Origin of the sequence: Arthrobacter sp. B3I4, assembly GCF_030816855.1 — a bacterium.
Classification (GTDB): domain Bacteria; phylum Actinomycetota; class Actinomycetes; order Actinomycetales; family Micrococcaceae; genus Arthrobacter.
Map to the genome: position 1 here is coordinate 3,316,513 of NZ_JAUSYK010000001.1, position 12,102 is coordinate 3,328,614.

Annotated in this window: 10 protein-coding genes; 6 read left to right on the forward strand and 4 right to left on the reverse strand. The window is 67.5% G+C overall.

Annotated features, from left to right (window positions below):
- Positions 1-15: 15 nt before the first annotated feature.
- Positions 16-750, forward strand: a complete 735-nt coding sequence (deoC, locus tag QFZ61_RS15665) for a deoxyribose-phosphate aldolase (RefSeq protein ID WP_307037575.1) — start codon at positions 16-18, stop codon at positions 748-750.
- A 66-nt stretch (positions 751-816) separates the two neighbouring features.
- Complete coding sequence (locus QFZ61_RS15670; RefSeq protein ID WP_307037576.1) at positions 817-1,050, forward strand: hypothetical protein; 234 nt, start codon at positions 817-819, stop codon at positions 1,048-1,050.
- 65 nt (positions 1,051-1,115) lie between these two features.
- Here QFZ61_RS15670 and QFZ61_RS15675 read toward each other — a convergent pair whose 3' ends face one another.
- Both QFZ61_RS15675 and mfd read right to left on the reverse strand, forming a co-directional pair.
- On the reverse strand, positions 1,116-1,940 hold the full coding sequence (locus QFZ61_RS15675; RefSeq protein WP_307037578.1) for a metal-dependent hydrolase: 825 nt from the start codon (positions 1,938-1,940) through the stop codon (positions 1,116-1,118).
- Positions 1,941-1,945: 5 nt separating this feature from the next.
- Positions 1,946-5,608 carry a transcription-repair coupling factor gene (mfd, locus tag QFZ61_RS15680; protein ID WP_307037580.1) on the reverse strand — a complete coding sequence of 1,221 codons (3,663 nt, stop codon included), beginning with the start codon at positions 5,606-5,608 and terminating at the stop codon, positions 1,946-1,948.
- Positions 5,609-5,834: 226 nt separating this feature from the next.
- Here mfd and QFZ61_RS15685 point away from each other — a divergent pair, with 226 nt between their 5' ends.
- From QFZ61_RS15685 to QFZ61_RS15700, 4 genes are all read left to right on the forward strand, one after another.
- Positions 5,835-7,346 carry an SDR family oxidoreductase gene (locus tag QFZ61_RS15685; RefSeq protein WP_307037581.1) on the forward strand — a complete coding sequence of 504 codons (1,512 nt, stop codon included), beginning with the start codon at positions 5,835-5,837 and terminating at the stop codon, positions 7,344-7,346.
- 47 nt (positions 7,347-7,393) lie between these two features.
- Positions 7,394-7,891: a DUF2505 domain-containing protein gene (locus QFZ61_RS15690; protein ID WP_307037583.1), complete on the forward strand. Its 498-nt coding sequence runs from the start codon at positions 7,394-7,396 to the stop codon at positions 7,889-7,891.
- Between the two features lie 3 nt (positions 7,892-7,894).
- Positions 7,895-8,113 (forward strand): SCO4848 family membrane protein, encoded by a 219-nt coding sequence (locus QFZ61_RS15695; RefSeq protein ID WP_307037585.1) that lies wholly within the window; start codon positions 7,895-7,897, stop codon positions 8,111-8,113.
- A gap of 301 nt (positions 8,114-8,414) precedes the next feature.
- Positions 8,415-9,365 carry a hypothetical protein gene (locus tag QFZ61_RS15700; RefSeq protein WP_307037587.1) on the forward strand — a complete coding sequence of 317 codons (951 nt, stop codon included), beginning with the start codon at positions 8,415-8,417 and terminating at the stop codon, positions 9,363-9,365.
- Here the strand turns inward: QFZ61_RS15700 and QFZ61_RS15705 are convergent.
- Both QFZ61_RS15705 and QFZ61_RS15710 read right to left on the reverse strand, forming a co-directional pair.
- Positions 9,356-10,681 carry a glycosyltransferase gene (locus QFZ61_RS15705; RefSeq protein ID WP_307037589.1) on the reverse strand — a complete coding sequence of 442 codons (1,326 nt, stop codon included), beginning with the start codon at positions 10,679-10,681 and terminating at the stop codon, positions 9,356-9,358. The two genes, QFZ61_RS15700 and QFZ61_RS15705, sit on opposite strands and share 10 nt — an antisense overlap.
- Complete coding sequence (locus QFZ61_RS15710; RefSeq protein WP_307037590.1) at positions 10,678-12,075, reverse strand: polysaccharide deacetylase family protein; 1,398 nt, start codon at positions 12,073-12,075, stop codon at positions 10,678-10,680. Before QFZ61_RS15710 ends, QFZ61_RS15705 begins: the two co-directional genes overlap by 4 nt.
- Between the last annotated feature and the right edge of the window lie 27 nt (positions 12,076-12,102).

A 12,102-nucleotide genomic window follows, 5' to 3' on the forward strand; every position in this document is an offset into this window, starting at 1 on the left:
AGGAAAGGGACCACCATGAGCAACGACGCCTCCACGGCTGGCACGGCCACCGGCTCCGCCAGCCCGGACCAGGGCGGCGCGGGCAGCATGGCCGCGTTCATCGACCACACCCTGCTCAAGCCGGAGGCCAGCGAGGCGGACATCCTAAAGGTGTGCGCCGAGGCGGTCGAGTACCAGTTCAAGTCCGTCTGCGTGAACCCTGTCTGGGTCAAGACCGTGAAGACCGCCCTCCGGGGTTCAGGAGTGCTGACCTGTTCGGTGATCGGTTTCCCGCTGGGCGCCACCCCCACTGACGTGAAGGTGTTCGAGGCCCGCGGGGCGGTGCTGGATGGTGCGGACGAGATCGACATGGTCATCAACATCGCCGCGGCCCGCGCCCAGGACAAGGGCGCCCTGATCGATGACATCAGTGCCGTGGCGGAGACCGTCCACGCCGGCGAGGCCATCCTGAAGGTCATCATCGAGACCGCGCTGCTCGACGACGCGCAGAAAGTCCTGGCCTGCGAAGCCGCCGTCGAGGCCGGAGCCGACTACGTGAAGACCTCCACCGGCTTCAACGGCGGCGGCGCCACGGTCGAGGACGTCACCCTGATGCGACGCACGGTGGGCCCCCGGCTCGGCGTCAAGGCCTCCGGCGGCGTGCGTTCCCTCGCCGACGCGCAGGCTATGATTGCTGCAGGTGCAACACGTATTGGCGCCAGCTCCGGAATTGCGATCGTCAAAGGCGAACAGGGTTCGTCCGCGTACTGATCCCGGTTCCGGCCACAGCCGCTGCCGCCACAGTTTTTACAGCCCCGCGGGGCCGAGGAGGAACGAATGTCCAGCAACATCACCAAGACCGCCAGGACCCCGAGGTCCGAAAACCATCTGGGATCCAGCGTCGTGCTGTTTGTCCTGATGATGGCCCTGTTCTTCGGCTCCCTGTACTCGCTGTCGTTCCTCACCCTGGGCAACCCCTGGCCGATGGCCGTCTGCCTGATCCTGTTCGCCCTGGCGTTCTGGATTCCGCAGACCATCACCGGCCGCTCGGATTCCGCCGGCGAAAGCTAAAGCACCCCACCTGAAGCCCCGGTTTTCCGGGGCTTCAGTCGTTTAACCGGCCCTAGCCTCCGGAGCTAGACGCCGACGCCGAGCAGGCGCCTGGCCAGCGCGGTCCCGAACGCGACGGCGGCCGGGAAGTGCCCCTTGGCCACACCGAGAGCGGCGGAAAACATGCCGACCATGGCGTAGGCGCTGACCGGAATCAGCACCAGCCATTCCCGCCGCGAACCGGCCCGGCCCAGCAGCGGGATCGAAAACGCCCCGTTCGCTTTCCAGATGTCCCTAATCAGCGGCAGCTTCCGCAGGAACTTCGGCGGCTTCGCCACGAGCGGCCACAGCAGCGGCACTCCCCCGGTGGTGATCATGTCGCCGACGATATGCACCAGGACGCCGGTGAGCATGGACACCGGCAGCCAGGACCACTGGTGCGGCGCGAACCAGGTCACGAGCCCGGCCATGGCCAGGGCGAAGATCCAGTTGCTGATCCAGCCGTACTTGGGAAACAGCTTCAGCGCCTTGGCGGCAATGTTGATCATGAACATACACAGCAACCCGGCGCCCACCGACAGCAGGCCCCAGTCTGTCTGCAGCTGGATGCGGCCGGCCAGTGCTGCGAGCAGCACGAAGAACGCCGCGCCGAGCACCGAATGGGTGCCCTGGCGGTGGCCGCCGGAGGCATTTTCAATCCCCACGGCGATCAGGTTCGACAGCGGCGGCAGGGCGTGCGCCACGGTGGACGAACGGTGGTCCCAGTCGCAGACCAGCGCCGTGCCCGCGGTTGCCATCCCGCCGATCACGATTCCGGTGGCATCCAGCGGGTACCAGCCCAAGGTGTAGGGCCCGGTCGAGGCAACAGCCACCCACGCCGCGGCCCCGGACGCGGCGTGGTGTCCTCCCATCACGGCTAGCCCACCGAGAGCGGGACGTCGGAGAAGATCGCCTCGATCACGGTGTTGGCCCAGGCCAGGATCTCGGCGTCCTGCAGGTCGCGGCCGCCGATCCGTGCCGTCTTCGGCTTCGGGATCAGCACCGCGTCCAGCGCCGGCTTCGCCTGCGAGCCGGGGTACATCCGGGCCAGCCGCATCAGCTTGGACTCGGGCAGCTGCGCCGGCGAGAACTTGATGAAGTTGCCCTGCAGGGCGACGTCGGTCAGGCCCGCCTCGCGCGCGCCCACCCGGAAACGGGCCACGGCCACCAGGTTCTTGGCCGGCAGCGGCAGCTCCCCGTAGCGGTCCACGAGCTCGGCCTCGACCTCCTCGATCGCCTCGTTGGTCAGCGCTGCGGCGAGCTTCCGGTAGGCCTCCAGACGCAACCGCTCGCCGGGCACGTAGTCGTGCGGCAGGTGCGCGTTGACCGGCAGTTCGATCTTCATCTCGGCGGCTTTCTCCTCGGCCTCACCGCGGTAGTCCGCCACCGCCTCGCCGACCAGCCGGATGTAGAGGTCGAAGCCGACGCCCTGAATGTGGCCGGACTGTTCCCCGCCCAGCAGGTTGCCAGCACCGCGGATTTCGAGGTCCTTCATGGCCAGCTGCATACCTGCGCCGAGTTCGTTGTGCGTCGCGACCGCCTTGAGCCGTTCCAGCGCCACCTCGCCCAGCGGCTTTTCCGAGGGGTAGAGAAAGTAGGCGTAGGCGCGTTCCCGGCCGCGGCCCACCCGGCCGCGGAGCTGGTGCAGCTGGGAGAGCCCGTACTTGTCCGCGCCGTCCACGATCAGGGTGTTGGCGTTGGAGATGTCCAGCCCGGTTTCGATGATGGTGGTGCAGACCAGCACGTCGAAGCGCTTCTCCCAGAAGTCGACGATGATCTGTTCCAGCCGGCCCTCGGACATCTTGCCGTGCGCGACCTCGACACGGGCCTCCGGAACCAGTTCGCGGATTTTCGCCGCGGTCCGTTCGATGGTGGAGACCCGGTTGTGCACGAAGAACACCTGCCCCTCGCGCATCAGCTCGCGGCGGACCGCGGCGGAGGTCTGCTTGTCCGTGTACGGGCCGACGTAGGTCAGCACCGGGTGGCGCTCCTCCGGCGGGGTGGCCAGCGTGGACGTTTCCCGGATGCCGGTCAGGGACATTTCCAGGGTGCGCGGGATCGGCGTGGCGCTCATGGCCAGGACGTCCACATTGGTGCGCATCTTCTTCAGCGCTTCCTTGTGTTCGACGCCGAAGCGCTGCTCCTCGTCCACGATCACCAGGCCCAGGTCCTTGAACGCGAAGTCCTTGGACAGCAGCCGGTGTGTGCCGATGACGACGTCGACGGCGCCGCTCTTGACGCCCTCGACTGTCTCCTTGGTCTCCTTCGCGCCCTGGAAGCGGGACAGCGGCTTGACCCGCAGCGGGAAGCCGGAGAACCGTTCCGTGAAGGTCTCGTAGTGCTGCTGCGCGAGCAGCGTGGTGGGCACCAGCACGGCAACCTGCTTGCCGTCCTGCACCGCCTTGAACGCCGCGCGGACCGCGATTTCGGTCTTGCCGTAGCCGACGTCGCCGGAGACCAGGCGGTCCATCGGGATTTCCCGCTCCATGTCCGCCTTGACCTCGTTGATGGTGGTCAGCTGGTCGGGCGTCTCCACGTAAGGGAAGGCTTCCTCGAGTTCGCGCTGCCAGGGGGTGTCCGGGCCGAAGGCGTGGCCGCGGGAGGCCATCCGGGCCGAGTAGAGCCGGATCAGTTCCCCGGCGATCTCCTTGACGGCCCTGCGGGCCTTGGATTTGGTGCTGGCCCAGTCCGAGCCGCCCATCTTGCTCAGCACCGGGGTGTCGCCGCCGACGTATCGGGTGACCTGGTCCAGCTGGTCGGTGGGGACGAAGAGCCGGTCCCCCGGGGCGCCGCGCTTGGACGGCGCGTATTCGAGCACGAGATATTCGCGCACACCGTCGCCTCCACCCGCGACCTTGCGCTGGATGAGTTCCACGAACCGGCCGATGCCGTGCTGTTCGTGCACCACGAAGTCGCCGGCCAGCAGCTGCAGCGGGTCGACGGCGTTGCGCCGCTTGGACGGCATCTTCCGCATGTCCTTGGTGGAGCCGGCGGAGGTCCGGCCCAGCAGGTCCGCCTCGGTCAGCAGGGCCAGCTTCAGCCCGTCCAGAACGAAGCCGCGGCCGACGCGGGCGGTGGTCACCTCGATCAGGCCCGGCTGCGGCTCCGCTTCCAGCGTTTCGACCCGGGCGCACGGGATGTCGTTGTCGTGGAAGAGTTCGGCGAGGCGCTGCGCCGGGCCGGGGCCTTCGGTGGCGACGACGATCCGCCACTGCTCGCGCACGTGCGAGCCGATGAAGTCCATCATCTCGGCCACGTCGCCCTGGTAGCCGCGCGGTTCGCGGGCGCGCAGGTTCAGCACGTCGATGTCCGGCAGCAGTTCCTCGTCGCTGGCCAGCGAGCTGATGGACCACCAGGACACCCCGTGCGCCAGCGCGGTGGAACGGGTCTCCGCCAGGGAGCGGAAGCTGGCCGAATGCAGCGCCTCGGAGGCCGCCGCGCTCAAATCCAGCGGTGCCGTGCCGCCGTCGGAAGCCGTGGACCAGGCTGCCTCAAGGAATTCCTCGTTGGTTGCAGCTAGGTCGTGCGCGCGGGTGCGCACCTTCTCGGGCTCGATGACGACGGCTATGGAGCCTTCGGGGAACTGGTCCAGGAACGGCACCATGGAATCGACCAGCACCGGCGCCAGGGACTCCATGCCTTCGACCGTAATGCCGCCGGCGATCTTTTCCAGCATGTCCGCCGCGGCCGGCAGCTGGGACTTCAGCGTCGCGGCCCGGGACATGACCGACGGAGTGATCAGTATTTCGCGGCACGGCGGGGCGTGCAGTTCGGTGGGGTGATGGACGCCGGGAGCACTCAGCGAGCGCTGGTCGGCGACGGCGAACCAGCGCATCTGCTCGACCTCGTCGCCGAAGAACTCCACCCGGATCGGGTGGTCCTCGGTGGGCGGGAAGACGTCCAGCATCCCGCCGCGGACCGCGAACTCGCCGCGCCGGGTGACCATGTCCACCCGGGCGTAGGCGGCGGCCGCGAGGCTCTTCACCACGTCACCAAACGGCGCCTCCTGGCCGACCGTGAGGGTCACCGGCACCAGTTCCCCCAGTCCGGCGACGATCGGCTGCACGACGGCGCGGACCGGAGCGACGACGATGCGCAGGGGCTCGGCGGTGCTCTCGGGGTGGGCGAGCCGGCGCAGCACGGACAGCCTGCGGCCAACGGTGTCCGAGCGTGGCGAAAGGCGTTCGTGCGGCAGGGTTTCCCAGCTGGGGAACTCGGCGACGGTGTGGGCCGGCAGGAAGGCGCCGAGCGCCGCAGCCAGGTCTTCAGCTTCGCGGCCGGTGGCGGTGACGGCGAGCACCACCGGCGTGCGACCGTCCGAGGTGCCGGCGTCGGCTGATGCCGGTCGGCCGGCCCCCGCGGCCAGACCCTCGGCGGTCTCCGCGAGCAGGGCGGCTCGCAGCCCGGCCGGCGCACTGAGCTGGTAGCCCTCGCTGCGGGTCGTGAACGGGCGTGCCGCTTCTGCCTGCACCCGGGCGAAGGTTTTGTCCTCGGCGAGGACACGCCGCAGGCCGGTGAGTGAGGGGCCGTTGAGGCTCATGGCTGAAACTCCTGGGATGATCGCGGGCATGCAGGCAACACGAATACCCGAAATTCGCAAGAATCCCGGGTACTTCCAGCCTACCGCTCCCCGGCGGCGGGGTGGCACCCGGGGCTAAGCTTGCGGGACGAATTCCGACAGCACCCGGCCGCCCCGGGGACTGGCAACAGTCCGGCACATCCGGCGCTCCGAATGGCTTATATCCGCATCGATGAAGGAGCCACCCATGAACGGCACCCCCCAGGCCACAGCCCCGAAGACCGTGCTGGTGACCGGCGCTACCGGCTACATCGGCGGCCGGCTGGTCCCCCGGCTGCTGGAAGCCGGGCACCGGGTGAAGGTCCTGGTCCGCACCCCGGCCAAGATCGCCGGCGTGCCGTGGCTGGAACAGGTGGAAGTGGTGCAGAGCAGCCTCGACGACGACACGGCGCTGCAGGCGGCGCTGGACGGCGTCGATGTCTTCTACTATCTGGTCCATTCGATGGCCAGCGGTACCGGGTTTGAGGCGAAAGAGAAGGCGATGGCCGAAACGGCGGCGAAGGCAGCCGCAGCCGCCGGCGTCGACCGGATCGTCTATCTGGGCGGGCTGCACCCGTCCGGGGCGGAACTCTCCACGCACATGCGCTCCCGCGAGGCCGTTGGCAAGGTCTTCCTGGACGGGCCCGTGGACGCGATCGTGTTCCAGGCCGGCGTCGTGATCGGCTCCGGCTCGGCGTCCTTCGAGATGATCCGGCACCTGTCCGACACACTGCCTGTGATGCCCGCGCCCAGCTGGGTGCGGAACAAGATCGAGGCGATCGCCGTGCGTGACGTGCTGCACTACCTCGTCGGGGCCGCGTCGCTGGAGGGACGGATCAACCGCACCTTCGACATCGGCTCCCGGGAGATCCTCAGCTACGCGGGCATGATGCAGGAATACGCCGCCGAAGCGGGGCTGCCGCACCGCGTGGTACTGGCGCTGCCGGTTCCCGCGCCCAAGCTGGCCGGCATGTGGGTTGCGCTGACGACGCCGATCCCGCTGTCCATGTCGCTGCCGCTGGTGGAGTCGCTGCAGCACGACGCCGTCGCCCACGAACATGACATCGACTCCTACATCCCGCTGCCCGACGGCGGCCTGACAACGTACCGCCGTGCGGTGGCGCTGGCGCTGGGGAAGGAACGGGACGGCCAGGTGGAGACCACTTGGGCCAGCGCCGGGGCCGACGCGGACCCGCTGCCCAGCGACCCGGACTGGGCCGGGCACCGCGTCTACATGGACGAGCGCTCCTACTCCAGCGCGGTGGACCCCAAGCACGTCTGGACCATCATCGAGGGCATCGGCGGCCGCAACGGCTGGTACTCCCTTCCGCTGGCGTGGAGCGTACGCGGCTGGCTGGATAAACTCACCGGCGGCGCGGGGCTGGCACGCGGCCGGCGGCACCCGCACCTGCTGGCCGAGGGTGAAGTGGTGGACTGGTGGCGGGTCGAGCGGATCGACCGCGGCCGGCTGCTCCGGCTCAGGGCCGAGATGCGCGCCCCGGGCCGGGCCTGGCTGGAGCTGTCGGTTGAACCGGAAGGCAGCGGCAGCCGCTACCGGCAGCGCGCGATCTTCTTCCCGAAGGGACTCAGCGGCAAGCTGTACTGGCTGGCGGTCCTGCCGTTCCACAGCCTGATCTTTCCCGCCATGTCGCGCAACATCGCAGCGGCCGCGCAGCAGTTGGAGCTGGCCGAATCGGAACCGGCAGGACCCACCGCGTAGGATGTTGGGAGCCCGAATCGTCCACTTACATCCATGGAGGACCCCCAATGGCCCTGAGTGCATCCACCAGCCTTCCGCACAGCGTTGAGAGCGTCACGGCAGTTTTCGCCAATGAGGACTTCCTGCGCCACACCAGCGAACTGGTCGGCGGAACCCTGGAATCGTTCACCGTCGACGGCGACCCGGCCGGTGCGTTCAACACCACGACCGTCCGCACTATCCCAACCACTCGGATGCCGGAAGTGGCCCGCAAATTCGTCGGCGAAAGCCTGAAGGTGACGCAGCTCGACAGCTGGGGCGCGCCGGAGGCTGACGGTTCACGGCAGAGCAACATTTCTTTGAAGGTCGCAGGCGCCCCGCTGGACGTCAACGCCGTGCAGCGCCTCGTCGCCGACGGCGGCAACACCCGGATCGAGCTTGAGGGCACGGTCACCTCGTCGGTGCCGTTCCTGGGCGGGAAGATTGCCGACGCCGCGGAGCCGATGGTAGGCAAGGCACTCAACATCCAGTCGACCCAGGCCCAGGCCTGGCTCGAAAGCCACTAGCCGGTGGAGTTGCCCGCTTTCCTGGCTGTCGTCCTGATCATCGCCGGCGTATGGTCCCTGGCTGTCTGGCCGCAGTTCCTGAAACGGGTACGCAACGACCCCCGCGCCCGGGACGCCGCTGGCAAGGCCACCCGGTTCCTCACTGTCCACGTGGTCCTGGTGAGCATCTCCATGCTCTTGGGCGCGGCGACGGCGGCTATCGGAATTGCGGCCCTGCTGTAGCGGCACCAGGGAACTGCCGGCCCGGCAACAAGTAGGTAACAGGACCGGGTAGGGGCCGGAGCCGGCGGCCGATTAATGGAGTAAAAATCACGCTGTCTGCCCCGGCTGCGCCCGCCGTTGAATTGTTCTATGGACATGGATGGAATGGAACGGGTGTGGCATGGCAGCCACCGGAAGTCCGGCGGCCCAAACTGGTCGCTGTATTCCGCGGCGGCAATGCTCATGATGGTTTTCGGCATTATTATCACTTATCCGCATTAGTCGGGTCTGCATTCCGCTGGCAGAAACACGCGCTCCAACAGTGAACAAGTTCAGCTCGGTCGCCCTGGCAGTGCTGGTCCTCCTCCTCGGTGCACCGGGTGGCGGTTACGCGGCCGGTCTCCGCGCCTCGCCGGCCCTGGCTCACACGGCCGCCGTGGTCGAGTCCGCATCAACACGGCTTCCGGCCCTGGCAGCGGTACCCGCCGCCGGCGTTTACCCGGTTCACACCAACATCGTCAGCACGACGTTCTGGGTTGGAGAGGTCTTCAACGCCAGTGCGGCCGATGGGTCGCAGGTCTGCTCCACCTACAACCGCCAGTGGGCCTTCCGGCACACCGGGGTCAACCTCGGCGCCGTACCGCCCTCCGCGTCCGCGTGCGCCGGCAGCATTTACGGCGGCTGCGACGGAGTCAGCAGCGGCACGGCAGGCAGCTTCACCTGCTCGACCGAAGCCCGGACCGCCGCCGACGGGTACTTTCCCCAGCACCAGCCCCCGCCGAAGGAAAACCCGTTCTACCTGGACCTTCCCTTCGACGACGTACACGACCCGATCGCCTTCCAGCAGCGCTGCCAGGTGATTCCGTGGGCTGCCGCCGACAACGCGGCCACCGGCATCAACCACTGCGCCGACCCGGGGTACAGCTATATGAAGAACCGCTGGGTCAAGCTGACCGGACCCGGGGGCAGGGTTTGCTACGGCCAGAACGAGGACGCCGGTCCTTCAAGCGGCACTGCCTACCACGACGCCGCGTACGTTTTCGGCGCCAACGACGCCCGTCCGGCCAATCCGAACTACTCCGCCGACGTCGGCCAGGGCGCCGGCCTGGACGTCTCCCCCGCGTTGAACGGCTGCCTGGGCTTCGCTGAGTTGAACGGACCCACGACCGCGTCAGCTGGGCCTTTGCGGACCGCGCAAGTGTGCCGGCGGGACCGTGGCTCGCCGTGCAGACGACCTCCGGCGTCGGTTAGGCCCGCCAGCCGTTACCCGTGAGCCGTGCCGGGCGAACTCGGGAGCGCGCCGGCGCTGGGCGGGTGATGTTCTATCCGGCGGGGCGGGCTGGTCCAGACCCCGGTGGAATGTGAAAACAATCCCCGGGGCAGGACCGTCAGACAGATGGCTGAGTCGACAATCCTCATCAGCGGAAACAATGGGGCCATCAACAAGATGGCGGGCCGCCGCAGGGAGACCGCGGCCATGACTGTCAGCAGCAGGTCCGGCACGAATACGCCGAGCAGGACGTCCTGCGGGCGTACCAAGCCCGCCACCGCCACGATTTCCGGAGAGGTGCTGCCGTCCTGCAGCTGGACCGCGGCCACCAGAGAAACCAGAAACAACGGGATGAGCAGAACGAAGAACAGGCAGCTGACCATGAGTTCGAGGACATAGACGATGAGGGCGAGCCAGAACTTGCCCATCTGGATTTTATGGCGGCGGACGGTCTGCCAGAATCCGAGGACCCAGCGCCGCATCTGGCTGACGTAGTCCCGGAACGTGTCCGGATCCTGTGTGTACGCGGTCGCGGCTGACGGGTGAAAAGCGATCCTGCCCAACTTTTTGGCGTGCAGCTCGAAGGTCATATTGAAGTCCTCGATGACGAGCCCGGGAGCCCGCACGTCCACCTTTTCAAGCGCCTTGATCCGGTACATGCTGGCGAAACCCGGCACAATCGACACAACGTTGGCGCCTTTCGCGGCCTGCCCGTATTTCAGGAGCAACTGCACCGCGATGTACAGGCGTTCCCGGTAGAGGACCAGGAAGCGGCCGAGTGCGGTCGGGGGCATTGGCGTCATTACTGATCTGGCACGGCCCGCCACGGCCGCCACGGTGGGGTCAGCGAACAGCGGCAGGCCCGTTTCCAGATAGTCGGGGGCAGGGCGGGTGTCCGCGTCCAGGAGCATCACCACGTCGAAATACCTGCACAATTCGAAGTGGGTGATTCCGGCGGCGAGAGCCCCTGCCTTGCCCTGGTTGCGGTCGAGTTCGAGCACCTTCGCTCCGGCTCTGCGGGCGATCTGCGCCGTTTCGTCGGAGGACATGTCCGAGATGACGTGGATGTTCCCCAACGGAACAAGCGTGGCGGCAGCTCGTATGGTGTCGCCGATCACGAGTTCCTCGTTGTGAGCTGCAATGAGGACCGCCACACCGGACGGCACAACCCCCGCCGGCTCGGTCCCGAGCTGACGGGGGCGGTGGGTACTCGCCGCAAGGTGCTGTTCGACTTCTTCCGTCACGGCCCTTCCCAAGCCGACCAGTGCCCAGAAGATCGTGCTGACCCCCAGGACCAGAACCATGTAGACAATGGTCACGGCGCTGGCGCTCCCGCGGTGTCATACATGGCATAGTCGTCGGTGATCAGGGTTCCGTTCGCAAACAGGTTCAATCCGAAGCTGATGCCGCTCGCACCGGCCGGGAGGGGCGGCGTCGTCCAGCTCGCCTTCTGGAAGGCGGTCGCGGGGGCGAACCAGGGGCTGGAGGTCCAGTAGGCCCACGACCCGATGCCGGTCCGGTAGTAGAGGGCGAACTGCGTCACGGCCGTTGACTTATACCAGGCGGAAATGGTGTAGGTATGCCCGGCTGTCGCACCGGGCGAGCACCCGCCAAGGTCGAGCGCAGGCAGGAACTTCGCATCCCCGCTGGCGTAACCCGTCACGACCAGGCGCTCGGCAACCGCGCCCGCGTGTCCCGGCGCCACGACGTTGAAGGCGGCCGTGTTCGTCCCGTAACCACCCTGCTGCCAGCACTGCGGGACCCCGCTGACGAGAGTCTCCAGATCCGGGTTCTTTACCAGGTTTCCGTTGGTGGCCGGGGGCGGTACCGCGGGCCCGGCGACCACGGGCTTGACCGTGCCGCCAATAACCTGGTTCACCGTTTTCACCGAGGTCGTTGAGGGCCTGGCCTTAAGCCACGTCGCGAACTGCGACAGCAGGGTAGGCGTGATGTTCAGTGGGTCGGCGCTGGACGCCGCGACATGGTGGAACGTCAGCTGCACCCATCCGCCTCCCCCGGTCTCGGCCTGGGTAACGGATTTCTGCAGGTCAGCAAGGGTCCAGGACGAGTCCTCTTCGTCCGGCGCGGCCGTGTTGAACGCGTTTCCCGGCGGGATGCTCTCTGCCAGCGGACAGTCCGCACAGCTGAACCGGGTCTTGATATCACCAAGACCCCTGGCACTGTTGTACCCGCAATTCTTGGCGATGGCCTCAACGGCGGCATTCTCGGCCGCGAAAGGATACGCGAAGTTGGTGACCCGGAAGCCCCACTTCGTCAGGTTCACCCGGTCGTTGCAGATCTGCCGGGTGGCTTCATCCGTTGTCAGCGTCGTGAGGTCCGGGTGGGTAACAGTGTGGCCGGCGATTTCGTGGCCAGCGGCGGCCAGGCCTTGGAGGTTGGCAACGGTCATGTAATTCGGTGTTCCAACCACACCGGAGGGGACGAAGAACGTCCCTTTTAGCCCTTTAGCGTTCAGGACCTGCGCCGCGTTCAGCTGGTCGGCGTTGGCGTCATCGAACGTGAGGGTCACAACGGTGGGTGAAGCAGCCACTGCCGGCGCGGTGCCGGCTGCCAGCCCTGCCACGGTCAGGGCGAAGACCGCAACAGCCGTGGTGGCCTTGGACCAAAAAGTGCCGCCGGCCCAATGGCTGGCGGCCGTCCGCCAGCGCTGATCGGTCCGCCCGGCTGGAATCGTTCGCTCGGTCGCGTTCATCAGTACTGCTCCATTCCTTCGGCTGCG